This window comes from Halobacterium wangiae (assembly GCF_021249345.1).
Taxonomy (GTDB): Archaea; Halobacteriota; Halobacteria; order Halobacteriales; family Halobacteriaceae; genus Halobacterium; species Halobacterium wangiae.
Genome location: NZ_CP089588.1, coordinates 1,231,648 through 1,256,588 on the forward strand (window position 1 = coordinate 1,231,648; position 24,941 = coordinate 1,256,588).

At 66.9% G+C, this 24,941-nt stretch carries 16 protein-coding genes and 2 pseudogenes; 10 read left to right on the top strand and 8 right to left on the bottom strand.

Annotated features, from left to right (window positions below; all coding sequences use genetic code 11):
• Positions 1-199 precede the first annotated feature (199 nt).
• Positions 200-743: pseudogene (locus LT965_RS16630) on the bottom strand (zinc ribbon domain-containing protein); the annotation flags it as partial.
• Positions 744-2,046: 1,303 nt separating this feature from the next.
• Positions 2,047-2,508, bottom strand: a complete 462-nt coding sequence (locus LT965_RS06805) for a DUF4352 domain-containing protein (protein ID WP_232703266.1) — start codon at positions 2,506-2,508, stop codon at positions 2,047-2,049.
• A 1,063-nt stretch (positions 2,509-3,571) separates the two neighbouring features.
• Between LT965_RS06805 and LT965_RS06810 the strand changes: the two genes are divergently transcribed.
• The 5 genes from LT965_RS06810 (at position 3,572) to LT965_RS06830 (ending at position 10,208) form a co-directional block, all read left to right on the top strand.
• A complete protein-coding gene (locus LT965_RS06810) occupies positions 3,572-4,099 on the top strand; it encodes a DUF7529 family protein (RefSeq protein ID WP_232703267.1) in 528 nt (175 codons plus the stop codon).
• Between the two features lie 464 nt (positions 4,100-4,563).
• Positions 4,564-5,421, top strand: coding sequence for a CBS domain-containing protein (locus LT965_RS06815; RefSeq protein ID WP_232703268.1), 858 nt, complete (start codon positions 4,564-4,566; stop codon positions 5,419-5,421).
• Positions 5,414-7,141 (top strand): glycine--tRNA ligase, encoded by a 1,728-nt coding sequence (gene glyS, locus LT965_RS06820; RefSeq protein WP_232703269.1) that lies wholly within the window; start codon positions 5,414-5,416, stop codon positions 7,139-7,141. The genes LT965_RS06815 and glyS overlap by 8 nt, the downstream gene beginning before the upstream one ends.
• Entirely contained in the window at positions 7,138-7,698 is a 561-nt protein-coding gene (locus LT965_RS06825; protein WP_232703270.1) for a diacylglycerol/polyprenol kinase family protein, read from the top strand. The genes glyS and LT965_RS06825 overlap by 4 nt, the downstream gene beginning before the upstream one ends.
• Before the next feature lie 59 nt (positions 7,699-7,757).
• Positions 7,758-10,208, top strand: a complete 2,451-nt coding sequence (locus tag LT965_RS06830) for a DEAD/DEAH box helicase (RefSeq protein ID WP_232703271.1) — start codon at positions 7,758-7,760, stop codon at positions 10,206-10,208.
• Here the strand turns inward: LT965_RS06830 and LT965_RS06835 are convergent.
• Together LT965_RS06835 and LT965_RS06840 are read right to left on the bottom strand one after the other, a co-directional pair.
• On the bottom strand, positions 10,205-10,597 hold the full coding sequence (locus LT965_RS06835) for a universal stress protein (protein WP_232703272.1): 393 nt from the start codon (positions 10,595-10,597) through the stop codon (positions 10,205-10,207). The genes LT965_RS06830 and LT965_RS06835 overlap by 4 nt on opposite strands.
• 41 nt (positions 10,598-10,638) lie before the next feature.
• Positions 10,639-11,283, bottom strand: coding sequence for an Sjogren's syndrome/scleroderma autoantigen 1 family protein (locus tag LT965_RS06840; protein WP_232703273.1), 645 nt, complete (start codon positions 11,281-11,283; stop codon positions 10,639-10,641).
• Positions 11,284-11,446: 163 nt separating this feature from the next.
• Here LT965_RS06840 and mdh point away from each other — a divergent pair, with 163 nt between their 5' ends.
• Together mdh and LT965_RS06850 are read left to right on the top strand one after the other, a co-directional pair.
• Positions 11,447-12,361 carry a malate dehydrogenase gene (gene mdh / locus LT965_RS06845; RefSeq protein ID WP_232703274.1) on the top strand — a complete coding sequence of 305 codons (915 nt, stop codon included), beginning with the start codon at positions 11,447-11,449 and terminating at the stop codon, positions 12,359-12,361.
• A 100-nt stretch (positions 12,362-12,461) separates the two neighbouring features.
• Positions 12,462-12,587 (top strand): annotated as a pseudogene (locus LT965_RS06850) (RidA family protein); the annotation flags it as partial.
• Positions 12,588-12,793: 206 nt separating this feature from the next.
• On the opposite strand, the gene LT965_RS06855 reads toward LT965_RS06850, so the two are convergent.
• From LT965_RS06855 to LT965_RS06865, 3 genes are read right to left on the bottom strand one after another with little or no spacing between them, the layout of a single operon-like run.
• Positions 12,794-13,003, bottom strand: a complete 210-nt coding sequence (locus LT965_RS06855; RefSeq protein WP_232703275.1) for a YgaP family membrane protein — start codon at positions 13,001-13,003, stop codon at positions 12,794-12,796.
• 42 nt (positions 13,004-13,045) lie between these two features.
• The gene (locus LT965_RS06860) at positions 13,046-13,294 is read right to left on the bottom strand and encodes a ferredoxin (RefSeq protein ID WP_232703276.1); all 249 of its coding nucleotides are present in this window, start codon (positions 13,292-13,294) and stop codon (positions 13,046-13,048) included.
• A 44-nt stretch (positions 13,295-13,338) separates the two neighbouring features.
• Entirely contained in the window at positions 13,339-20,742 is a 7,404-nt protein-coding gene (locus LT965_RS06865; RefSeq protein ID WP_232703277.1) for a cadherin-like domain-containing protein, read from the bottom strand.
• A 135-nt stretch (positions 20,743-20,877) separates the two neighbouring features.
• Here LT965_RS06865 and LT965_RS06870 point away from each other — a divergent pair, with 135 nt between their 5' ends.
• The gene (locus LT965_RS06870) at positions 20,878-21,672 is read left to right on the top strand and encodes a helix-turn-helix transcriptional regulator (protein WP_232703278.1); all 795 of its coding nucleotides are present in this window, start codon (positions 20,878-20,880) and stop codon (positions 21,670-21,672) included.
• Here the strand turns inward: LT965_RS06870 and LT965_RS16690 are convergent.
• Positions 21,627-21,995 (bottom strand): ferredoxin, encoded by a 369-nt coding sequence (locus LT965_RS16690; protein WP_432419311.1) that lies wholly within the window; start codon positions 21,993-21,995, stop codon positions 21,627-21,629. The two genes, LT965_RS06870 and LT965_RS16690, sit on opposite strands and share 46 nt — an antisense overlap.
• On the opposite strand from LT965_RS16690, the gene LT965_RS06875 reads away from it, so the two are divergent.
• Together LT965_RS06875 and cgi121 are read left to right on the top strand one after the other, a co-directional pair.
• Complete coding sequence (locus LT965_RS06875) at positions 21,948-24,311, top strand: ATP-dependent DNA helicase (protein ID WP_232703279.1); 2,364 nt, start codon at positions 21,948-21,950, stop codon at positions 24,309-24,311. The two genes, LT965_RS16690 and LT965_RS06875, sit on opposite strands and share 48 nt — an antisense overlap.
• On the top strand, positions 24,308-24,790 hold the full coding sequence (gene cgi121, locus LT965_RS06880; protein WP_232703280.1) for a KEOPS complex subunit Cgi121: 483 nt from the start codon (positions 24,308-24,310) through the stop codon (positions 24,788-24,790). Before LT965_RS06875 ends, cgi121 begins: the two co-directional genes overlap by 4 nt.
• The last annotated feature ends 151 nt before the right edge of the window (positions 24,791-24,941 follow it).

Sequence of the window (24,941 nt, forward strand, 5' to 3'; positions counted from 1 at the left end):
TGGCGTGGTCGAGGCTGATGGCTTCCTTGTCACGGATACCGGGATTTGAAGGCGATCTTAGATAGAATTTGCCTCCAACTTGCTCAAGAAAATGTAGCGGATTATGGCGTACCGGTGTAACTTCGTGAACTAACGACTCTACGTGCCACGGTTGATGCCGTTCGCTCCTTTAGAGCGGGCTTCCTGCTTCAACGACGGGCTATGCAGATGCGGACGTATCCACAGGAATCGTAGTCTCCACAGGCGTTATTTCGGACTACCCCCCTCTTTCATCTTGAAGACCGCGGCAAAGGATGTTCCAAGTTGCGATCACGTCCCTGTCCGCTTCAAATCCACAAGCGTGATAGGAGTGTTCATGGACCCAGAACGGCTTCTCCGTCAAGATTCCGCACGGCACGCGCTCCCTGATCGCTCCTCGGGAGTCCAGAACGGCAAAGCTGCGCCCCTCACGCTTGCACTCGTATTCAAGTGACGAGAGGAACGCTCGCCACGCAGCAGAGGCGGTAATACGGCTGGTGGATGGCGATTCAAGCATTTCTTTAGCGTTCAGGTTTTCTACCGCCACTAAATCATACTCTCGGGCGTTGTAAGGTCGGCATGACACTTCGCGACTCGCCGCCGTTGGCTCTAGTAGTTTTTTCGATCCGTATTGCTTCCGCAAGGGCTGGGGTTGCTTGTGCTCCAGAATGCTCGTGGTCGTCTGTGAGGTTGAGCGATTCAATCGCTATTCCGTCGGTGTCGTGGGGCGTACATGAAAATCATAGGGGTGCACGCGTTCAGTGGCGATACAGTCCCCACATCTCCTCGTTGACACCCGGCTGTCGAATATCGATTCGCCGCGCCTGTGCCCGAAGTTACAACGTCGGTTGGCGGAATGAATACATATCAAATTGGAGTGCTTAGGACAACGGGAATACGAATGCGACTTCTATTCTTAAGTGAATAAGTTTTGGAGGGGCTTCCCCGTCATCCCAGCGATGAATGAGGTCGGTTCACTTCGCTGCCGCTTTGATTCTCACCCGTCCACCACCGACTCCACAACATAAACCACCATATAGCCAACATAACCCACTGGTCAATAGCGTTACTCAAGCATTGAATCCTCATAATCACCCTGAAGCCCCGCAAACACACAATTAACCAAGGAATCAACACGCTACTAGGTACGAACACCCCCACGGACTAAAAGGACTGCCGGCGGAACAACCCAGAAGCAGTTATAGACACCGCACAGGCTAGTATCGATTGCCCCCATCCCCAGTCGCGTGAATTGGAATCACTAGACGGAAGCCTATTATGGCGAGCTGAAGCACCGAAGAGCGTCAGAACAAAAGTACAAATCAAGGAAAGATAGCGAGCCACACCCAAATGGCGAATCAAAGTTGACTTTACGTCTCACACCACCCACGCAGAAAGAGTAGTGGGACAATGAGGCTCAGTACCCACAGTCTCCAGAACGATTACTGCTGAAGACATGTGCCACCGGATAGAACCCACCAATACCCCTCAGGGGGACGAGTACAGCCACCAACCCACTCCACTCATACACGGAAACCCACCGTACAGCTCTCAAGCCCCACAGATCATCTAAACCCTATCCTCCGAACGTCCTAATTCGCCAACCATCCTAGATCACCCCCATGAACCCCCTCGAAGCGTACTCTTGCGGATGGTAGGGCGATTATGAAGGCATCCAGGCGTATTTCGTGCTATAGGCTAACAGATTCCCAGCATGATGGCTGAGATGAGTTGGATGGAATAGTTGGTGACTGAGTGGAAGTGTATTGTGGTTGGTAATGACCGAATCAGTCGTCCAATTCTGCTCAGCATTCAAATCTGGCTAATATTGAGGGGGTGACAAAGAGGGCGCTAATGGAGATGTAGGTGATGAAGACGGTTATGTCCCCCGTGCAATCAATGGTGCCCGTGGACTACCCCGGAACCGCTCCTTGCTTGACTCGCAAAGCCCGTGGTTGACATTGGTGTTGGCTACAGTGACACTACTGGAGGGAGGTACTCGCGGGAAATGAGGCGATTGGTCTCGGACTACAGGTCAACAATGATGAGCGTGACGCCTCCGAACAACGCCTCATCAACGTCGAATAAGAGTTTGAGGCCACTAGCGGTTACCGGGAGTTCGAAGGGGATAGAAGCGCGTACGACCGACCCCGGCCCAAGTTGGTCTTCAGAGAAGTAGGAATCGTTATTGTCGGCGATTAGCGGTTCGTACGTGTAGTACTCATCATCCCGAAGTCGCGTCAAGAAGTGGGGGCCACTGATCGGATCCTCAGTCGACATGTTTTGCAGCATGATGGAGGCGAGAGCGAACTCCTGTCCAGAGTCTGGTTCCGAGAACCCCTCAAGGTCAACGTCACGCTGGAACTCCTCAAGGACGAATTGTAGTTTATCATTCCCGACAGTGTCCCCAGTAGAAACGGTAGCGGCCCTCGGAGCCGATGCGGTCGTCGTCGAATGCTCCGTTGTCGTGGCCACCGTCTCGGTGGACATGGTTGTGGGTCCGGTAGCGTCCTCGTTAGTAGTGGTAGCCGGTCCCCGGGATGTCCCAGTACTGGCACATCCCGCAAGACCGGAAATGATGGCTGTCCCAGTGAGCGAGAGGTACTGACGTCGAGTTGGCATATAGCGGTAGACACGGAGCAGCCCCTAAACTATGGGATGGATAACTTACAGTACCCGAAAGAGGAGTGAAACGCCTACTGTGATGCGAATCCATGGAGATATACGACTACTAACGCCCAAAACACCGTCGCCCTCTCATGAGAGTTCCCGTCTAATCGCCAACCCGGGTGAGACAAACGCCTCATGCAGCCCTCTAGGACAGTCTGGTCCGCAACCACTGTCTGGCAAGCAGAGCAGCGAGCGTCCTGGCCGTATACGCCGGCCGTGTCCAGTAGGTAAGATTCGGGTAGCCAGACTTTATGAGGAAGATCAGGAGATATCGATAACCTGCAGCCAGGGGCTCAACGTTGGCGTGCGCGAACACATATAGGTGACTAGGCAAAGCATTTCTTGGCTGTCAAAGATTGCGACCAACGAACATTGATCCACGTGAGTCAATACTTAAAAGAGAGCTACCTCCCATTACATCTGTGCCGGTGAGATTCCGGCGTATTCATAGTGTGGGGCTATTGTTAGTACTGAAGATTCACGGTACAGGTGTTGGGGATATGAATACTACAGCGCTGGGCGAATCGATGAGTACACACGTAGCCCAGCCGAACTAGGTCAGAGAGTCTTCTCCTAGCCGCTTCCCCCTATCATCCCTTCACTTTGTCGCTGCTGACGTCTATAGAATATCTTACAGAGGAGACGGTGGGTGTCTAACTACAAAGCACGTGAATGATAGCGCAATCGGCGTGCGCTCAGATGGCTACAGCGGGGGACTAGCCAATCAATTGTTGGCAGTGAGCGCCAATACACTGTCGGAACTCTTCGATCCAGAAGAGCCGCCACAGCCCACAGCAGTGCGGTGGTGAACACACCCCGGCACTAATCATGCTGCGTTGCAACGGGCGAATGATTAAACCGGCCCGCAATCATTGCCAGAGATATGCAACACCCATCGTCGTGGCCTTCCAACGAGGGTGAGTCAACTATCTGTGATGGAGCGCCTAAAGGCGCGTTAAGGGAGTTGTGTGATACGGTGGCGGCTCTTGAAAGAGGGATGCAGCAGGATGGGTGGAAGACAGTCGCCACTACCCCGCATAACGAGGTGATCATTCGAGACAATGCAACACAGATCTGGATTGTCCACAAGATATCTCTTAATCAGGAGACTGCAGTGGCCCAAGCAGTAAAGACGGAAGGTGTGGTTTCCGACTGTAGATACATAGACGTCTGCGCAGGCTGGCTATTCGAACTTATTCTCCTTCTTAATCCCGGCGTGGATCAAGGCATTCTACTGCCTACGATAGTCAACAACGCGCAGGTGGACGCCATAACCTCGCGGCCAACCGACAGTCAACATATATATTCTCTGTTGACATGCCCGGGAGGGAGACATCTAGGCGTCGTGAAACACAACAACCCAGAATCCTTCCTCCCTGACCCAGTACCCGATTCCAACAAAGACTGTTGAGGGCTAGCAACAAATAGAGTTACGAAGTGTGCAGTCTTTTTACCATCCAAAACTTATTAAACAATATAACATAGCCATTGCTGCTACCCGCCTCCGACCTGACAGCCCACTAGTTGGCTTACAGCAATAGAAGGGGGGCCGTCGCCACAATGCGTTCACATTTAATGTCTTGGAGGGCATCAGACAACGCATAGTTGGCGGCGTTTCCGCATTTCCATACTAGACGCTTACAACACGACCTTCATTTAGCCACACTGAACCCTCTCAGACCGACAGCAACAGGTCGTTCTAGCCGTCAGAATTACAGGCGCATAAGTCAGTTAGGGAGAGATCCAGTCCTGGCCAGCTTTTGGAGTGCGGGAACAAGTTCACCGCTGATAAACATAATTGCTGGAGGAATAGCCGTGTGTAGCGGTAACGCGGTGTCGTAGCCTACAAATGCGTGGGGAGAGAATGTCGGCTACATGAACGTCGCTGACGCGATGACGCCCCGCGCAGACGTAGTGACGGTCGAACTGCCGGGGACGCGGGACGACATTCTCGAGTATCTCCAGGAGCGCGCCTTCTCCTCAGTGCCTGTCGTGAAGCCGGCCGACGACGGTGAACAGTACCGCGGACTCATCTCCCGGGACGACCTCATCGAACGCCCCGAGGAGGACCAGCTCGCGATGCTGATGCGGGACGCCCCGACCACGACGACGGACACCAGCGTTCGCGAGGTCGCGGCGCTGATGCTCCGGGAGGACGCGCGCCGCGTCCCCGTCGTCGAGGACGGCCGGTTGGAGGGGATCGTGACGGTGACCGACGTCGTGCGCGCCATCGCGGACGGCGAGGAGGACGGCGACACCGAGGTCGGTGGCCTCGCGCGCCGGGACGTGAACACGACGTACGCGGGTACGCCGCTGACGGTGACCGAGCGCGAGATCTCGTACGCGAACGTTCCGTACTCGGTCGTGTTGGGCGACACCGGCGAGATGGTCGGCATCGTCACGGAGGTGGACATCATCGAGGTGGCCCGGGTCGTCGAGGGCGAGGCGAACACCGGCGACTCCATCGCGGACGACGACGAGAACTGGAAGTGGGAGTCGATCAAGGCGACCGGGAGTCGCTACCTGCCGACGCGGAACGTCGAGATCCCCGCCGAACCCGTCGAGTCGTTCATGACGACCGACGTGCTGACGGTGTCGAAGCGCCGCACGGCCCGCGAGGTGGCACAGACGATGCTGACCAACGACGTCGAGCAGGTGCCACTGATGTCCGGCGACGAACTCGTCGGCATGGTGCGCGACGTCGACCTCCTCTCGGGGCTGGCCGATGAGTGAGCTAGACGAACTCGCGCGCCGTCGCGGGTTCTTCTTCCAGGCGAACGAGGCGTACGGCGGCGTCTCCGGGTTCTACACGTACGGTCCGGAGGGCGCTGCGCTGAAGCGCAACGTCGAGGAGACGTGGCGCGACCGCTTCGTCACCCGCGAGGGGAACATGGAGATCGACGCCCCGACGGTGACCCCGGAAGCGGTCTTCGAGGCGTCGGGCCACCTCGACGACTTCGACGACATGCTCGTCGAGTGTCCGGAGTGCGGTGTGAGCCACCGCGCCGACCACGTCGTCGAGGACAACACCGACGTCGAGGACGCCGAGTCCGTGCCGACCGAGGAAGTCGAGGCGCTCATCGCCGAGCACGACCTCGTCTGTCCGGACTGCGGGGCGTCGCTGGTCGGCCAGCCCGTCGAGGGGTTCAACCTGATGTTCGAGACGTCCATCGGGCCGGGGTCGGGCCAGCCCGGCTACCTCCGCCCGGAGACGGCACAGGGGATGTTCACGGAGTTCCCGCGCCTCAAGGAGTACGCCCGCAACCAGTTGCCGTTCGGCGTCGCGCAGGTCGGCACGGGCTACCGCAACGAGATCAGCCCGCGGAACGCACTGCTGCGCGCCCGCGAGTTCACGATGGCGGAACTGGAGTTCTTCGTCGACCCCGAGGGCGAGGGGCCGGACCTCTCGCGGGTCGCGGACGTCGAGTTGCCGCTGTACCCCGTGGCGGCCCAGCAGGCCGAGGGCGAGGAGTACCTGGACCTCACGCCACAGGAGGCTCTCGACGAGGGCGTCGTGCAGGGCGAGTGGGTGGCGTACTTCCTCGCGCGGTCGAAGCAGTGGTTCGACCGCGTCGGCGTGGACATGGAGCGCTTCCGGTTCCGCCAGCACCTCCCCGGCGAACTCGCCCACTACGCCTCGGACTGCTGGGACGCCGAGGGCGAGGTCGGCGGCGACTGGGTGGAACTGGAGGGGATCGCCTCCCGGACCGACTACGACCTCTCGAAGCACGCCGAGCACGCCGACGACAACTTCACCGTCTTCCAGCAGTACGACGAGCCGAAGACCGTCGAGCGCGCGACCGTCGACCCCGACATGTCCGCGCTCGGCCCGCAGTTCGGCGGCGACGCCGGCGCCGTCGCGGACGCCCTCGAAGCGCTCGCCGAGCGCGACCGCTCGGCGTTCGAGGGCGAGGAGGTGACCGTCGAGGTCGACGGCGAGGCGTACACCGTCCCGACCGAGCAGACCGGCTTCGCGGTCGAGGAACAGACCGAGTCGGGGCGCCACATCGTCCCGCACGTCGTCGAACCCGCGTTCGGTGTCGGGCGCGCGGTGTACACGGTGCTCGCGCACAACTACGACGAGGACGAGGTCGAGGGCGAGGACCGCAGCGTGCTCCGCCTGCCCGCCGAGGTCGCGCCGACAACCGTCGGCGTGTTCCCGCTGATGGACAAGGACGGCCTGGGTGAGACGGCCCGCGACCTCGCCGCGGACCTCCGCGAGGCCGGCGTCGCGGTGACCTACGACGACTCCGGCAACATCGGTCGCCGGTACCGCCGGCAGGACGAGGTCGGCACGCCGTACTGTGTCACCGTCGACTACGAGAGCCTCGAGGACGGCACGGTGACGCTCCGCGACCGTGACTCGACCGAGCAGACGCGCGTCGAACTGGCCGAACTCCCGGCGTTACTGCCGGCGCTACGCGACGGGGAAGTCACCTTCGACGAGCTGTGAGCGAACTCGACCGGCGGCTAGTCCACGCGAGCGGCGCGGCCGTACCGGTCGCGTACCTCCTCGGCGTGCTCTCCTGGGAGGCGTTCCGCTGGCTGCTGGTCGCGGGGTCGGTGGTGGTCGTCGTCCTCGAAGCGCTGCGGCTGTCGGGCTACGTCTCGTGGTGGATCTACGACCGACTCACCCGCGAGTACGAACAGGACAACCCGGGCGGGTACGCGCTGTACGTGCTGTCGTCGACGGCGACCGCGTGGCTGTTCGAGCCGGCCATCGCGGTGCCCGCCATCTTGATGCTCGCGCTCGCCGACCCCGCCAGCGGACTGCTCTCGCGCGGGGAACTCGGCGTCAAGGAGGGGTGGGTGTTGCTGTCGACGTTCGCTATCTGTCTGGCCATCGCGAGCCTGCTCGACGTCCCGCTCCTGGCGGCGGCGGCGGGTTCGCTCGCGGCGACGCTCGCGGACGGCGCGACGCCCGTCGTCCGGGGCTACGTCATCGACGACAACGCGACGATCCCGCTGGGCGCGGGCGCGGCGATGTGGGCGGTGCTGGCGCTCGCCTGACTCTACTTTCACCCTGCTACGCGAAGCCTTAACCCCGAGAGCGCCGTACCCCGTTGCGAATGCCGGAGCCCGCGTACGTCGACCACCCGATGCTGGAGCCGGACGTCATCGAAGCCCGCCAGTACCAGCTCCAGCTCGCGGCCGCAGCGCGCCAGGACCACACCCTCGTCTGCCTCCCGACGGGCCTCGGGAAGACGACGGTGAGCCTGCTCGTGACGGCCTACCGCCTCGCCGACGACATCGGGGCGAAGTCGCTGTTGCTCGCGCCGACGAAGCCGCTGGTCGAGCAGCACGCCGCGTTCTACCGCGAGGCGCTGACGATTCCCGACGACGAGATCGTCGTGTTCACGGGCGAGACGCGACCCGACGACCGCGAGGAGGAGTGGACCAGCGCTCGCGTCGTCGTCGCGACGCCCCAGGTCGTCGAGAACGACCTCGTGGGCGGGCGCATCAGCCTGCGGGACGTCGTCCACTGCACGTTCGACGAGTGCCACCGCGCGACCGGCGACTACGCGTACACGTACATCGCCGAGCGCTACCACGCCGACGCCGCGGACCCGCTCGTCACGGGAATGAGCGCCTCCCCGGGCGGCAACGAGGAGGACATCCGGACGGTCTGTGAGAACCTCGGCGTCGCGAACGTCGAGGTGATGACCGAGGACGACGCCGACGTCGGCGAACACACCTACGACACGGACGTCCAGTGGGAACGCATCGAACTCCCCGACGAGGTCCTGGAGGTGCGTGACGCCGTCAACGAGGTCATCGAGGACCGCCTGGAGAAACTACGCGAACTGGGCGTCACGCGGGCGTCCAGCCCGGACGTCTCCCAGAAGGACCTGAACAAGATTCGCGCACGCCTCCAGGAACTCATCGACAACGACGACAGCGAGGGCTACCAGGGGATGAGCGTCCACGCGGAGGTGATGAAGCTCCGCCGGGCAGTCGAACTCGTGGAGACCCAGAGCGTCGAGTCCGTGCGGAGGTACTTCGAGCGCCAGCGCAACGCCGCCCGCTCGTCGGGCGCGTCGAAGGCGAGCCAGCGCCTCGTAAGCGAACCCAAAGTGAAGGAGGCGATGCGGAAGGCCGACGAGTTCGACGGCCTCCACCCGAAGTTCCGGCGCGCCAGAATACTGCTCGCGGAGACGCTGGGCATCGAGGAGGGCGAGCGCGTCATCGTGTTCACGGAGTCGCGGGACACCGCCGAGGCCCTCACCGAGTTCCTCGGCCAGCACTTCGACACCCGCCGGTTCGTCGGCCAGGGCGACGCCGACGGCTCCGACGGGATGACCCAGACGGAGCAACGCGAGACACTCGACGAGTTCCGGAGCGGCGAGTTCGAGGTGCTCGTCTCGACGTCCGTCGCCGAGGAGGGCCTGGACGTCCCAGAGGTCGACCTCGTGCTGTTCTTCGAACCGGTGCCGACCGCCATCCGCTCCGTCCAGCGAAAGGGCCGGACCGGCCGCCAGACGGAGGGACGCGTCGTCGTGTTGATGGCCGAGGACACCCGCGACGAGGCGTACTTCTGGATCTCCCGGCGCCGCGAGCAGGAGATGGAGGACGAACTGCGCTCGCTGAAGGGCGTCGCCGACGAACTGGCCGGCGACCTCGGCGACGACCAGCGGGCGCTCGACGACTACGAGAACAGCGAGACCGACCAGGCGGACGCGTCGGAGAACGCAGCGGAGAACGCTGACGCGAGCGCCACCGCCGACGGCGGCGAGAGCACCGAGACGAGCGACGACCAGCAGGCCGGTCTCGCGGACTTCGAGGCGCCCGCCCCCGAGGACGTCGAGGGCGGCGACGAACCCGAGGAGGGTGTCACCGCCCGTGCGTCGAGCGAGGACGGCGAGACGGTCGAGGTGGTCGTCGACCAGCGCGAACTCGACTCGAACATCGCCCGCGACCTCTCGAAGCGCGAGACCGTCGAGACGCGTCTGGAGACGCTCTCCGTGGGCGACTACGTGCTCTCGGACCGCGTGGCCGTCGAGCGGAAGTCACACGCGGACTTCATGGACACGTTGCTGGGCGGCGACCGCTCGCTGTTCGAGCAGGCCAAGGACCTGACGCGCCACTACACGCGACCCGTGCTCCTGCTGGAGGGCGACGGCGACCTCTACGCCGAGCGCAACGTCCACCCGAACGCCATCCGCGCGGCGCTGTCCTCGCTGGCGGTGGACTGGGGCGTCAGCGTCGTCCACACGCGCGGCGAGGACGACACCACGGAGATGATTCGGACCATCGCGGAGCGCGAGCAGGTCGACAACGACCGGGAGGTGAGCGCGCACGGCGAGAAGGCCGCGAAGACGCTCGGCGAGCATCAGGAGTACGTCGTCTCCGCCATCGCGGACATCGGTCCGGTCACGGCGCGCTCGCTGCTCGACGAGTTCGGGAGCGTGGAGGCCGTGATGACCGCCGGCGAGGACGACCTGCTGGACGCGGCGGGCGTCGGGCAGGTGACCGCCGAACGCATCCGCGAAGTGGTGGCGAGCGACTACCGGCCCGACTAGGGGATCACGGTGATGGGGACGCGCTCGGAGCGCAGCACCGTCTCCGCAGCGCTCCCGAGGATGGCGCGTTCGATGGTGCCGGAGCCGTGGTGGCCCATGACGACGTGGTCGTAGCCGTAGTCCGTGACGAGTTCGAGGATGTCGTCGCCGACCTTGTCCCCCGGCCGGAACTCGAGGTCGACGTCCGTGGTGACCTCGGGGACGGCGTCGACGCCCTGGGCGTCGAGGACGTTCTGCGCGCGGTTCACGATTTCGTCCGTCGCGTCCGTCTCGGCGTCCGAGAAGTGGACGACGTGGAGGTCCGCCTCGTAGCGGCGCGCCATGTCCGCGGCGAACTCCAGGGCGCGGAAGCTACAGTCCGACCCGTCGACGGGGACGAGGATGTCCATGTGCGAACGTGGACCGCCCCCGGCAAATCAGTTCTGCCCGGCTACCGGAGCGCGGCGAGCGCTTCGGCGGCCTCCCGGGCGGCCTCCAGGTACTCGCGTGCGGTGCGCGGGTCGTCGGCGGCCGCGGCGCGGCGTGCGAGCGCCGCGATAGACGATTCGAGCGCGTCGGCGGCCTCGCCGGACGGCGCCGCTCCGCCGGAGCGTTCGGGGAGGGACTGGGGCGCCTGCGTCCGCTCGGCGACGGCGTCCCGCGAGCGCTGCTGGTCGCGGGATCCGGGTGCGTGCGGGCCGCCGGACTTCGACGGCGGGGCGCGCCGGCCGCCGGTCTGGGCCGCGGCCGGCGGGTCCGGCTGGGACTCCGTGGCCGTCTCGTCGGCGGTTCCCGCGTCTGCGGTCTGGGTGTCGGCTGGCTGCTCCGTGCGCGCGTTCTGCTTGGGACTGTCAGCCGCCTCCCGAGCCTGGGCCTGTTCGGCCTCGTGCTGGCAGTTCGGGCAGAACGACTCGCCGTCGTAGCGGAAGATGGGCGAGCCACAGCGGTCGCAGTGCTCGCTGGTCATCGTCGCGCCCTGCAGGAGGAGTTCGCTCATCCGGGCGGTCGCCTCCCGGTCCTCGCGTTCGTCCTCGTACTTCTCGCGGAGTTCCTCCCGCACGGCCTCCTCGTCGAAGCCGCCGTCCGTGTCGCTCATGGGCGAGGAATGGGGCGCGGCGGCGAAAAGCCTGCGGGAAGACGTGTTCGTCGTGCGTCGAATCGCCGTTCGGCGCCTGTCGGCACGCAGAGCGGCCGCGTACGGGCCGTCCATTGGCGTTACCGAAGCGCTTAACGGCCTGCCCGGTGGCAGTTTACGTGATATGACGAAAGTCAGCATCGTGGGGGCCGCCGGCACCGTCGGCGCCGCCGCAGGCTACAATCTCGCGCTCCGCAACGTCGCCGACGAGCTCGTGTTCGTGGACATCCCCGACAAGGAAGACGAGACCGTCGGGCAGGCCGCGGACGCGAACCACGGCGTCGCCTACGACTCGAACACCGAGGTGTACCAGGGTGACTACGAGGACACCGCGGGCTCGGACGTCGTCGTCATCACGGCGGGCATCCCGCGCCAGCCCGGCCAGACCCGCATCGACCTCGCGGGCGACAACGCGCCGATCATGGAGGACATCGGCTCCTCGATTGCCGAGCACAACGACGACTTCGTCACCGTCACGACATCGAACCCCGTCGACCTGCTCAACCGCCACCTCTACGAGACGGGCGACCGCGACCGCAACAAGGTCGTCGGCTTCGGCGGCCGCCTCGACTCCGCGCGGTTCCGCTACGTGCTCGGCCAGCGCTTCGACGCGCCCGTCCAGAACGTCGAGGCGACCATCCTCGGCGAGCACGGCGACGCCCAGGTCCCGGTGTTCTCGAAGGTCCGCGTGAACGGCACGGACCCCGACTTCGGCGACGACGAGAAGGACGAGATCCTCGGCGAACTGAAGACGTCCGCGATGAACGTCATCGAGAAGAAGGGCGCGACCCAGTGGGGTCCCGCGACGGGCGTCGCCCACATGGTCGAGGCCATCCTCCGGGACACCGGCGAGGTGCTCCCCGGCTCGGTCGTCCTCGACGGCGAGTTCGGCCTCGACGACGTCGGTCTCGGCGTCCCCGTGAAACTCGGGAGCAACGGCGTCGAGGAGGTCGTCGAGTGGGACCTCACGGAGTACGAGCGCGACCAGCTCGGCGAGGCCGCCGAGAAGCTCTCCGAGCAGTACGACAAGATCTCGTAGCGCGCGTCGTCCGAGCGGAGCGAGGACGACGGAACGAGCGAGCGGTGAACGGAGTGAACCGCGAGTGCAGGTTTTTCTTCCCGGTCGACGACACGCGAGTATGCGACAACGCGTCAGCTCCGGCACTGACTGGGAGGATCGCGTCGGCTACTCGCGAGCGGTCCGCACGGGCGACGAGGTCCACGTCTCGGGCACGACCGCCGTGGAGGACGGCGAGGTGGTCGCTCTCTGCGAGTAATCAGGGCAGCGGCGGCGTTCGAGCGACTACGACGGCGATACTTCCCGCTGGAGTTCGGCCGTCTCGTCGGCCTCGGCCTCCTCGTCGTCGGTCTCCGCCCAGACCGGTACTTCCTCCCAGGGATGACACATGCTACCAATGAATACGGTAGGCTACAGTAAGAAGGTTCGGGGCAACTCGGCGTCTCGACGGCGCTACCGGGCGGTGTCGATGCCCGCGACGCGGTTCACCGGGCACTTCCGGGTCGTCCCCGTCAGGACGAGGATGGCTCCCGCGAGGAACAGCGTCAGTCCGACGACGACGCCGGCCCAGACGCCGGCGAACGCCGCGGCGCTCGCGAGCACGAGCACGACGCCGACCACGAGGCGAGCGGTGCGGTCGAAGCCGCCGACGTTTCGGTCCATGCACGCCGGGCTACGGACTCTCGCTCGAAAAACGTGACGCGGTCAGGGGATGAGCTGTTCGCCGTCGTCGTCGTACACCGTGATGGCGTCGACGGGGCACGCCCGCGCCGCGAACTTCGCGTCCAGTTCCGCGTCCTCGGGCACCTCCCGCGAGAAGACGTCCTCCTCGGTCTCCTCACCATCGACGAGAACCGCTTTCCCAGCGTCCATGTCCTTCTCGAAGCCCTCCTCCCACTCCGCGACGCACTGGAACATTCCGATGCAGGTGTCCCGGTCGTACTCGATTCGCATAGCTGACTGTCGGAACGGGAGGGGGAAAGCGTTGGCGGGGCGGCTCAGTCGCGACAGCCGAGGTAGACGGCGGCGGCCGCGAGCGCGAGGAGCGCGAGCACGGCGAGTGCGACGGCGTCCTGACCGGCGCCGACGTCCGCCGAGGGTTCGGTCGTCGCCGCTGTCGTCGTACCGGGCGACTGTGCGGTGGTGGTCGTTCCAGCGGTGGTCGTCGGTCCCACGGTGGTCGTGCCCTGGGTCGTCGGAGCGGCGCGGGTCGCGACGACGAACACGGAGAGACCCGGTGCGGTCGCCTCGTAGACGACGCTGTCGGCGGTCTCGTCCACGACGCGCGTGTCGATAGCGCCCCACGCCCCGTCGTGGTGGCGGTAGAGCGTCACGTCGTCGGGCTGGACGCCGCGGTCGGCGAGCGAGTCGCGCGCGACGGTGAAGCGGAAGGTGGCTCCCGTGATGCGGTCGTCGGGCACGGACGGGTGGGCGACGTCGATGTACGCGACTGAACGCTGGCCGGCGACGGCGAACGTCGCGCCGCCCGCGGGCGGTGAGTCGGACGCGGACACGCTGAGTGCGACGTCGCCGTCGGTGGTGGGCGTGACCGCGAGCGAGTCGAGGGAGACGCCGGCTGCGCCGAGTTCGCCAGCGGGGAACCCGATGGTCGCGGGCTGGTCGGCGCGGGCGTCGGTGACGGTGGCGTCGAAGCCGGCGTCGCCGAGCGACGTGACCGTCACGGCGGGTGCGGGTGCCGCAGGTCCGCTGCCGCCTGAGCCTGTCGATGGTGAGTCGCCGTCGGAGCCACCCGCCGGACCGCCTGACGACGGGCTGCCGCCGCTGTTCGCCGGTGCTGCGACGGTGAACGAGACGACCTCTGTGACGCTGTTCCCGAGTTCGTCCACGACGGTCACCTCGAGCTGGTGGCTGGAGCCGTCGGCGAGCCCGGTGGCGGCGTACTCGACCGAGCTGCTCGTGATCGTGGTCGCGCCGTCGGTGGTGACGTCGGTGCCGTCGAAGAGGACGGCGGTCCGGTCGGCGTCCACGCCGGCAGGCGCGTCCGCGAAGTCGACCCGGAGCGTCGTTGCCGTGGTGCCGGCGGCGAACTCGTGGCCGTCGACGGGGGTCGACGAGGTGATGGTGGGCGGGGTGGTGTCGGTGACGACCGCGCCGTACGTCGAGAAGTGCGTGACGGTGGCGACCCAGTACCGGCCGGTCGTGCCGTTCAGCGTGACGTTCTCGATGGTCGTCGGGACCCGCGTCCACTGACCTCTCGTCTCGTTGAAGTACCGGAATCGTACGTCGTCTCCGTCGGCGCCCTGCGGGAGCAGCGACGGATCGACGGGGATGCCGATGACGGCGTAGCTGAGGTTCCCGGTGAGTCGCTTGTCGAGTGCAGCGTCGAGGAACTGCAGGCCGGCCTGCCCGCGGACGAGCGGCGCGACCGGTACCTTGCTCTCCGTCATGGTGACGAACGTGTCGTTGACGGAGCGGTTCGTGTTGAAGCGGACGAACAGCCCGGAGGGCTCCATCTGGACCGTGATGGTGTTGTTCGTCGTGTTCGCGGTGGTGAGCCGGGTGGTCGCGGTGTCGCTGCCGCGGTTCCCGGCGAGGTCGAGTGCGGTCACCGAGAGCCCGTACTGGCCGTCCGCGGGGGTGGCGAAGGTCCCGTTCCAGTGGTCGCCCTCGTCGGTCATCGTGACCGTCACGACGTTGCCGTCGGGCCGCTCGACGTCGACCGAGAGCGTTCCGTTCAGGAGGGGTTCGCTCGACCTGACCGTGACGTTCGCGTTGCTCGCATCGAGCCGGGTGACGGACGCCGCGAGCGGTGGCGGCGTCCGGTCGACCACGACGCTGTCGTTCACCGTGACGGTTCGCCAGTTACCCCGGCTGTCGGACGCCAGCACGGTCACGTCGTACTCGTCCTCGGCGAGGGCGGAGACGTCCACGGTGGTCGTCCAGTTGCCAGTGGTCCCGTTCTCGCTCGCGAACGCCGAGGCGGTGTCGCCCGCCGTCCGGGCGTTCAGGGTGACCCGGACGTCCTGGACCGTCCCGTGCGCGTCGGTGGCGTCGACCTCGAACGCGACCGTCTCGTTCTCGTAGACGACGGAGCCGTTCGGGTTCGAGTCGTCCGCGTACGAGCCGGTCACGTTCACCGCGTGGATGGTCGGGTCGGCACCGTCGTAGCTCGTCCCGGCGAGCGTGACGTTCACGGCCTCCTCGCCCGGGCTGTCGCTGTGGACCGTCAGCGTCGCCTCTGACGCGCCGAGTCCCGTCGGTGCGTACTCGACGACGAACGCGTTGGTGCCGCCGTAGCCGAGGACGTCGGTCGCGTTCCCACCGACGACAGCGAAGTCGGTCGCGTTCGGCCCGGAGAGCGTCGCGCCGGAGACCGTGAGGTTCAGGTCACCGACGTTGGCGACGGTGAGCGTCTCCCGGGCAGTCGTGCCGGCCGGGACGGTGCCGAAGTCGACCTCGTCTCTGGCGATGGCGACGTCGGCGGTACCGGTGGTGGACGCGTCGACGACGGTGATGGTCACCGTCCCGCCGGCGGCCTGCTCGCCGTGTTCGTCCTCGACCCAGTACGTGAAGCTGTCGACGCCGACGAAGTCCGGGTCCGGCGTGTACTCGAACCCGCCAGTCACGGAGAACCGATTGAGGTCGCCGTGGCTCGGATTCCCGTGGTACTTCGTGACCACGCCGTCGCCGTCGAGGTCGTAGTCGTTCGCGAGCACGCCCGGCGCGCTCACGTCTAGCGTCTCGCCCTGGAGGACGACGTAGTCGTCCGGGACGGGTTCGGGCGCGCGGTTCGGGTCCGGGAGCACCGTGACGGTGACGACCCCGCCAGCGGCCGTCGCACCGTGTTCGTCCTCGACCCAGTAGGCGAAGCTGTCGGTCCCCGTGAAGCCCGGGTCGGGGCGGTACTCGAACCCGCCAGTCACGGAGAACCGGTTGAGGGTGCCGTGGCTCGGGTTGCCGTGGTACTTCGTGTCCACGCCGTCGCCGTCCGGGTCGCGGTCGTTCACCAGCACGCCCGGCGCGCTCACGTTCAGCCACTCGCCCTCCGTGACGGTGTACGTGTCCGCGACAGCGGTCGGCGCGCGGTTCCCGGTCGCGTCGGGGTCCGGCACGACCTCGATGGTGACGACCCCGCCGGCGGTCTGCTCGCCGTGTTCGTCCTCGACCCAGTACGTGAACGAATCCGTCCCCGTGAAGCCCAGGTCCGGCGTGTACTCGAAGCCCCCGTTCACCGAGAACCGGTGGAGGGTCCCGTCGTCCGGGTTACCGTGGTACTTCGTGTCCACGTCGTCGCCATCCGGGTCGTAGTCGTTGGCGAGCACGCCCGGCGCAGAGACGTTCAGCCACTCGCCCTCCGTGACGGTGTACGTGTCCGCGACAGCGGTCGGCGCGCGGTTCCCGGTGGTGTCCGGGTCCGGGAGCACCTCGACAGTGACGGTGGCGGCCGTCAGGGACTCGTTCCCGTTCGCATCGTCGATCACGTAGGTGAACGTGTCGGCCCCGGTGAACCCCTCGTCGGGGCGGTACTCGAAGCCGCCGGTCACGGAGAACGTCTGGAGGTCACCGTGGCCCGGGTTCCCGTGGTACTTCGTGGTTATCGAGTGGTTTCGCGGGTCGACGTCGTTCGCGAGTACGCCCGGCGCGCTCACGTTCAGCCACTCGCCCTCGTAGACGGTGTAGTGGTCGTCGACTGCGACGGGGTTCGTCGCGTTCGGGTCGACCACCTCGACGGTGACGGTCCCGATGCCGGCCTCCGCACCACGCTCGTCCTCGACCCAGTACGTGAACGAGTCAGTCCCCGTGAAGCCCTCGTCGGAGAGGTACTCGAAGCCGCCCGGCCCGTAGAACCGGTGGAGGGTGCCGTCGTCCGGGTCACCGTGGTACTTCGTGTCGACGCCGTCGCCGTCGAGATCGTAGTCGTTGGCGAGCACGCCCGGCGCAGAGACGTTCAGCCACTCGCCCTCGAGGACGGCGTAGTGGTCGTCGAGGGGCGTCGGCTGCCAGTTCTCCTGGACGACGACGGTGACGGTCGTGTAGCTGGTCTCGCCGTCCTCGTCCTCGACCCAGTAGACGAAGCTGTCGGTCCCCGTGAAGCCCTCGTCGGAGAGGTACTCGAAGCCCCCGTTCACCGAGAACCGGTTGAGGGTGCCGTGGCTCGGGTTGCCGTGGTACTTCGTGTCCACGTCGTCCCCGTCCTGGTCCCAGTCGTTCGCGAGTACGCCCGGCGCGCTCACGTTCAGCCACTCGCCCGGCGCGACGGTGTACGTGTCCGCGACAGCGGTCGGCTCGCGGTTCTGCGGCGGGAGCACCTCGATGGTGACGGTGGCGTACGCGGTCTCGCCGTCCTCGTCCTCCATCCAGTAGCCGAACGTCTCGGTGCCGGTCTGCCACGAGTCGGCCCGGTACTCGAAGCCGCCCGTCACCGAGAACCGGTGGAGGTCGCCGTTCTCCGGGTCGCTGTGATACTTCGTGTCGAGGTCGTCCCCGTCCGGGTCGCGGTCGTTCACCAGCACGCCCGGCGCGCTCACGTTCAGCCACTCGCCCGCGTGCACCGAGTAGTGGTCGTCGGTCGCGTCCGGCCCGCGGTTCGAGTCCGGCAGCACCTCGATGACGACCCGACCCAGGGTCGAGGAGCCGGCCGCCTCGTCCTCGGCCCGGTACGTGAACGAGTCCGTCCCCGTGAAGCCCGGGTCGGCCGTGTAGTTGAAGCCGCCACTGGCGCGGAACGACGCGAGCGTGCCGTTGCCCGGCTGGACGTAGCTGGGTGCGTCGATGGTGTCGTCGTCCGGGTCGAGGTCGTTCGCTAGCACGCCCGGCGCGCTCACGTTCAGCCACTCGCCCTCGTAGACGACGTAGTAGTCGGTCGCCGTGACCGGTGCACGGTTCTGCTCGGCCCCGTTGCCCCGGATCGAGACGGAGACGTACGTGTCGTTGGTCGAAATCGGCAGCGACGTGGCGGCGGGCCCCTGCCTGAGCGGAGCGAACCGGACCGTGACGTTGTGCGTCTCACCGGGCGCGACGACCGTCGAACCACCGCCGGAGACGACGCTGAACGTCAGGAACGACGTCTCGAACGACGCGCCGTGGACAGCGAGCGGAGCATCGCCGTCGTTCCCGATGGTGACGTTGGCCGTGGCGGCCGACCCCACCGACACGTTCCCGAAGTCGAGCGAGGACGGCGTCACGGTGACGCTCGGGGTGGGCACGCCCGTTCCCGACACGGAGACGCCGACCGACGGCGCCTCGGGGTCGTCGGTGAGCACGTTCAGGTTCGTGCCGAGCGAACTCTCGGTCTCCGGCGCGAACGAGACCGTGAACTCGTGGGAGTCGCCGACGGCCAGAACCCGCGACTCGTTCCCGGCGGTGACCTCGAACGCCGAGTGACCCGAGTTCGTCACGCCGTCGTAGCTCAGCGGTCCTGCGCCGTCGTTGGTGAGGGTGACGTTCGTCGTCGCGGTCTGCCCGACGGGGACGTCGCCGAAGTCGTAGCTCGTGGGTGTGACGGAGGCGTTCGGTGCCGGGGCGACGCCCGTACCGGTGAGCGTCCCCGTCAGTGCCCCCGAGAACAGCGTGTCGACCTCGAGCGTTGCCGTCCGCGTCCCGGACGCGGTCGGCGCGAACCGCAGCCAGATCGTCGCGCTGTCGCCGGGGTTGACGTTCGTCTGCGAAACGCTCAGGATGGAGTAGTCGCCCGGGTGCGTCCCGGAGAGCTGCGCGCCGTCGAGGTAGAGGGTCTCGGTTCCCTCGTTTTTCACCTGCACGAGGCGGTCGAGGTGGTCGCCGGTGTCCACGTCCCCGAAGTCGAGAGTCGTCTGCGAGAGGACCGGGTCCGCGGAGGCTTCGGTCACGGTCACCTCGACCGGCGGCAGGCCCTCGATGGAGACGTCGTAGGTTCCGACCGCGTCCGGTGTCCACGTGAACTCGACGGTCTCGGTGTCGTAGAAGCCGGTGCCGACCTCAGCGGACGTCGTCTGCTTCACGACGCCGTCGACGGTGAACTCGGCCTCGTAGGAGCAGGCCGAGTCGGCGAGGTTCTCGACGGTGGCGTTGACCGTCACCTGCTGACCGACGGCCGCGTCGGTCGGGTACGCGCCCAGGTCGTAGTAGTCGAACAGCACGCGTTCGGTGGCGGTCTCGCCGCCGTCGAGCGCGTACAGGGTGTGGGTGTACGAACTGTCGTTCAGACTAGCGACGAGCAGCCGGCCGTCGGCGACGACGGGCCGGAACGGCACCTCGGTCCCGGCGTGGTAGCGCCACGCGAGGTCGCCGGTCGTCCCGTCGACGGCGAGCACGTCCCCACGGCGCGTGCCGGCGTAGACGACGCCGTCCGCGACGGCGGGTGCGAGCGCGACCATCCGGCCGTGGCTCAGGCCGTAGTCGAGGCTGCCGGAGAGCCGGTGGAGCCACCGCTGCTCGCCGGTCGTGGCGTCGAGCGCGCGGACAGTGTGGCCCGAGGAGACGTAGACGGAACCCCCGGACGCCGCGGCCGCAGTCGGCCGATCGTTCAGGTCGTGGATCCACTCGACGTGGCCGTCGGTGGCGTCGAGAGCGTACAGCTTCGGGTCGTGGGTCTCGGTGCCGCCGCCGACGTAGACCGTGCCGTTCACGAGCGTCGGCGTCATCGAGACGACGCCCTCGACCTCGAACCGCCAGCGCTCGGAGCCATCCGACGCGTTCAGCGCGTAGACGGAGTGCTCGCGGGCGAAGCCGTCGTCGACGCGCGCCGTCGCGTAGACGGTGTCGCCGTGTGCAGCGAGGCCGCCCGTGGACGCGCCGGCGTAGCTCCGCCACCAATCCTCGCTGCCGGTCCGGAGGTCGAACGCGTGGAGGCGCACCCCGCTGCCGTACGTGGCTTGCTCGGCGTAGAGCGTGCCGTCGGCGACGACTGACGACTGCACGTCGAAGTCGGTGTTGTTCCAGAGCTCGGTACCGTTCGCAGCGTGGAACACGTACAGCTCGTCCCAGTACGGGCTGGTGGCGACGACGAGGTCGTCCGAGACCGATACCCTGTCGGCTCTGACGCCGGTGACGTTCCAGAGCTCGGTGCCGGTTTCGTTGTCGAGCGCGCGGAGGCTGCTGTCGCCCGGCACGAACACGCGGCCGTCGGCGACGACTGCGGGGTTCTGGTCGTGGTCGTCGTACTCGTGAATCCAGCGGGCGTCGACCGCCGTCTTCGGGCCGACGACGTCGGTCGCCCCGGATCGGTTCGCGTCGTGGCCGGCGGTCGGCCAGTCGCCCGAGGAGGGTGGGTCGTCGATGGCCGCCGAGTCGCCGACTGTGGCGGGCTCGGAGAGCGACGCGGTACCAGCCGGCGACGTCGGCGAGTCGAGCGCGCCAGCTGTCCCCGCCGCAACCGACGAGACGACGAGAAGCGTCGCCACGAGCGTCGCAAGCACCTGCTCCGTTCGGATGTGTCTACACGAGAAGGGGCCTGTTGCCATATGATAACCGCATGACGCAGTCACGCTCCCTATATGCATCCACCGCACGTCGTTCGGCGAGCGGACGACGTCCGGAACGTGGAACGCGTTCCACGAGAGGAAACAGCTTTGATGTGTGCCTGCGCGGGAACTGTAATGGCCGCCGAGACGCCCGAAGGAGGGGACAACAGTCTCCCGATCGAGAGTATCAAGCGGGCTGATACGCTCGACGCGCTCCACGAGGGGGCGATGGACCGCGCCGACCTCATGGCGACGCTGGACGTGTCGCGGACGACCGTCCACCGCGTCGTCCGAGCGCTGGAGGGCCGGGGCCTGATCGTACAGGACGGCAGCGAGTTCCGACTGACACCGCTCGGGCGGGCGGTCGCCGCCGAGGTCGCGTCGTTCCGCCGGGGCGTCCGGACGGCCAGTCGACTCGAGCCACTGCTGGAAGCGGTCGGCGACGACGCGGCGGCCATCGACGTGTCGCTGTTCGAGGACGCCACTGTCACCACGATGGCACCGACGAACCCCTACGGGCCGGTCGGCCGGTTCATGGAACTCCTGGTCGCGTCGCCGAGCCTCCGCGGGTTCGACACGACGACCATCGCGCCCGTGTTCGTCGACAACATCCGCGACGAGATACTCGGCGGGATGGAGGTCGACGTCGTCTACCTGCCCGCCGTCGTCGACGCCGTGGTCGACAGCTACCCCGACGAGGTCCGCGCCGCGGTCGACTCCGGGCGGCTGACGCTTTCCACCCACCCCGACCTCCCGTACGGGCTCGCGATCTTCGAGGACCGGATCGGCGTCGGCGGGTACGACGCCGAGACCGGGATGCTCCGGGCGTTCGTCGACACGAGCGACCCCGCCGCACGGGAGTGGGCGCTCGCCGAGTACGAGCGCTACCGCGAGGAAGCGACGGTACTGGACCTGTCGGCGGAGGAGTGATCGCGCCGAACTCGCATCCGGCACGCGTCCACGGGACCCTCGCGCCAGCCCTCCGCTGGGTCGGTCGCGCCGAGTGACGACGCACTCTCTCTGTCGATTTCGACGCCCTCCTCCCACTTCGCGACGCACTGGAACGTCCCGGTGCAGGTGTCCCGGTCGTACTCGAATAGTGGTCTGCGGCAGCCCCGGGGTAGATCGTTGCCGGGGACGAGAACGACCACCCCTGCACGTCCGCCCCGACAGTTTAAACCGCGGGACGTGCCTATCCCGGTCCAATGAACGTCGCGGACATCTCGGGGCTGCCCGAGGGGGTCGCCGAGCACCTCGAGAGCGAGGGCATCGAGGAGCTCTACCCCCCACAGGCGGAGGCCGTCGAGGCGGGCGCCACCGAGGGCGAGAGCCTCGTCGCCAGCGTGCCGACTGCGAGCGGGAAGACCCTCATCGCGGAACTGGCGATGCTGTCGGCCATCGAGCGCGGCGGCACGGCGCTGTACATCGTGCCGCTGCGCGCGCTCGCCGGCGAGAAGGCCACCGAGTTCGAGGCCTTCGAGCAGTTCGGCATCTCGGTGGGCGTCTCGACGGGGAACTACCAGAGCGACGGCGAACGGCTCTCGGACAACGACATCGTCGTCGCCACCTCCGAGAAGGTCGACTCGCTCGTGCGCAACGGCGCGGGCTGGATCGACGACCTGGCCTGCGTGGTCGCCGACGAGGTCCACCTCGTGGACGACCAGCACCGCGGCCCGACCCTGGAGGTGACGCTCGCGAAACTCCGTCAGCGCGTGCCCGACCTCCAGGTCGTGGCGCTGTCGGCGACGGTCGGGAACGCCGACGAGATCGCCGACTGGCTGGACGCCGCGCTCGTCGACACCGACTGGCGGCCCATCGACCTGCGGACGGGCGTCCACTACGGGCAGGCGGTCCACTACGACGACGGCACCCAGGAGGAGCTCTCGGTGGGGTCAGGGAGCCAGACCGCGGCCGTCGTCGCTGATACCCTGAAGGACGACGGCTCGACGCTCGTGTTCGTGAACTCCCGGCGGAACGCCGAAGCGGCGGCCCGCCGGCTCTCGGACGTGACGAAGGGGTCGCTGAGCGCCGACCAGCGCGACCGCCTCCGCGAGGTGGCCGAGGAGATCCGGGGCGTCAGCGACACGGAGACGAGCGACGACCTGGCGGACGCCGTGGCGAAGGGCGCGGCGTTCCACCACGCGGGCCTCGCCCGCGAACACCGCGAACTCGTCGAGGACGCGTTCCGGGAACGCCTCATCCGCGTGGTCGCGGCGACGCCGACGCTGGCGGCGGGCGTGAACACGCCCTCGCGACGGGTCGTAGTGCGGGACTGGCAGCGCTACGACGGCACCGCGGGCGGGATGCAACCCCTCTCGGTGCTCGAAGTCCACCAGATGTTCGGGCGCGCGGGCCGCCCGGGCCTCGACCCGTACGGGGAGGCCGTCCTCCTGGCGAACGGTCACGACGAACTGGAGGAGCTGTTCGACCGCTACATCTACGCGGAGCCCGACCCCGTGCGCTCGAAACTCGCGGCCGAGCCGGCGCTCCGGACGCACGTGCTGGCGGCCGTCGCGACGGGGTTCACAACCACCGAGGAGGCGCTCCACGAGTTCCTCGGGGAGACGCTGTACGCCGCCCAGACAGACGATCCGAGGCGCCTGGAGAGCGTCACGCGGGACGTGCTCGCCTACCTGGAGGCCAACGAGTTCGTCGAGCGGGAGAACGGCGCGCTGCGCGCGACCACCACCGGGCACCTCGTGAGCCAGCTGTACGTCGACCCGATGAGCGCGGCGACGCTCGTGGACGGACTGCGGGATGCCGCACGCGCGGCCGAGCGAAGCGAGGCCGCGGACGGAGCGAGCGGCGAAGCCGCGAGCCGCGCGGACGAGGCTGGCGGGCCGTTCCAGACGGCCAGCGACCTCCAGACCGAGGCGGAGCCGATTCCCGAGGACGTCGACGTCGAACTGACGCCGCTCGGGCTCTACCACCTCGTGAGCCGGACGCCGGACATGTATGAGCTCTACCTCCGGTCTGGCGACCGGGAGACGTACACGGAACTGGCCTACGAGGTCGAGGACCAGTTGCTCGGCCCGGCGCCCCGAGAGGAGGAGGCCCACTGGGAGGACTGGCTGTCGGCGCTGAAGACCGCGAAGCTCCTCGACGACTGGGCCTCGGAACTCGACGAGGACCGCATCGCGGAGCGCTACGGCGTCGGGCCGGGGGACATCCGCGGGAAGGTCGAGACGGCGGAGTGGCTGCTGAACGCGACCGAACGGCTCGCCGCCGACATCGGCGTCGGCGCGACCGCGGTCCGGGCGGCCCGCAAGCGCGTGCAGTACGGCGTCCGCGAGGAGCTACTGGACCTCGCGGGCGTCAGGGACGTCGGCCGGAAGCGCGCGCGACGGCTGTACGAGGCGGGCATCGAGACGCGGGCGGACCTCCGGAACGCCGAGAAGAGCGTCGTCCTGGGCGCGGTCCGGGGGCGCCGGAAGACGGCCGAGCGCATCCTGGAGAACGTCGGCCACCCGAACCCGGACCTGACGGACGTCGACGCGGACGCAGACACGGTCGCGGCGGTCGAGGAGAGCGAACGCGACGGGCAGGCGAACCTGGGGGACTTCTCGTGAGAGTCGTCGAGGGCGTCGCGAGCGTCGACGACGTGGACGCGTTCGTCGCCACCCTCGGCGACGTCGGCGACGAGCACGGTTGTGCGGTGCAGGCGTTCGACGCGGACTACGTCGCGGACCGCGCGCACCTCGAGTCCGCCGTCGCGCACGCGAACCGGGCGTTCGAGCGCGGGGAGAACGTTGCCAGTGACCGTGCAGTCGAGATTCTGCTGTACGCGGCGGGCCGCCGCCAGATTCGACGCGCGCTCGCGATGGGCGTCGACGAGGGCGAACACGAGGTAGTCGTCGTCGTGGATGGTGAGAACGAAGCGGCCGCTGCGAGCGCGGTCGCGGACCTGCTCGACGAGCGGGCGACCCTCGGCGGGGACCCGGCGGCGCTGCGAGAGTTCTTCGACGTGAGCGACGACGAGTACGCGGTCGTCGACGACCTCTCCGGGGTCGTCCGGGAGCGCGTGGCGCTGCTCGACGTCGAGAAGTGAGGCGTGCTCGCACACCACGTTCCAGTCGAAACGAAGGGGTCGCGTCGCCGCGCTACCCCACGGTTTCGCGTGCCAGAAGGTAGTGAGGAGGTCGCTGGGACCGCGAGCCGTCGGTGAGTTCTCCAGTCGAAACGGCGCCCGCGGAGAGCAG

Bases quoted from the DNA above. Each gene is read 5' to 3' on its own strand.
- LT965_RS06805 (WP_232703266.1), bottom strand. From the start codon at position 2,508: ATGTCCACCGAGACGGTGGCCACGACAACGGAGCATTCGACGACGACC.
- LT965_RS06810 (WP_232703267.1), top strand. From the start codon at position 3,572: ATGCAACACCCATCGTCGTGGCCTTCCAACGAGGGTGAGTCAACTATC.
- LT965_RS06815 (WP_232703268.1), top strand. From the start codon at position 4,564: ATGAACGTCGCTGACGCGATGACGCCCCGCGCAGACGTAGTGACGGTC.
- glyS (WP_232703269.1), top strand. From the start codon at position 5,414: ATGAGTGAGCTAGACGAACTCGCGCGCCGTCGCGGGTTCTTCTTCCAG.
- LT965_RS06830 (WP_232703271.1), top strand. From the start codon at position 7,758: ATGCCGGAGCCCGCGTACGTCGACCACCCGATGCTGGAGCCGGACGTC.
- LT965_RS06835 (WP_232703272.1), bottom strand. From the start codon at position 10,597: ATGGACATCCTCGTCCCCGTCGACGGGTCGGACTGTAGCTTCCGCGCC.
- LT965_RS06840 (WP_232703273.1), bottom strand. From the start codon at position 11,283: ATGAGCGACACGGACGGCGGCTTCGACGAGGAGGCCGTGCGGGAGGAA.
- mdh (WP_232703274.1), top strand. From the start codon at position 11,447: ATGACGAAAGTCAGCATCGTGGGGGCCGCCGGCACCGTCGGCGCCGCC.
- LT965_RS06855 (WP_232703275.1), bottom strand. From the start codon at position 13,003: ATGGACCGAAACGTCGGCGGCTTCGACCGCACCGCTCGCCTCGTGGTC.
- LT965_RS06860 (WP_232703276.1), bottom strand. From the start codon at position 13,294: ATGCGAATCGAGTACGACCGGGACACCTGCATCGGAATGTTCCAGTGC.
- LT965_RS06865 (WP_232703277.1), bottom strand. From the start codon at position 20,742: ATGGCAACAGGCCCCTTCTCGTGTAGACACATCCGAACGGAGCAGGTG.
- LT965_RS06870 (WP_232703278.1), top strand. From the start codon at position 20,878: ATGGCCGCCGAGACGCCCGAAGGAGGGGACAACAGTCTCCCGATCGAG.
- LT965_RS06875 (WP_232703279.1), top strand. From the start codon at position 21,948: ATGAACGTCGCGGACATCTCGGGGCTGCCCGAGGGGGTCGCCGAGCAC.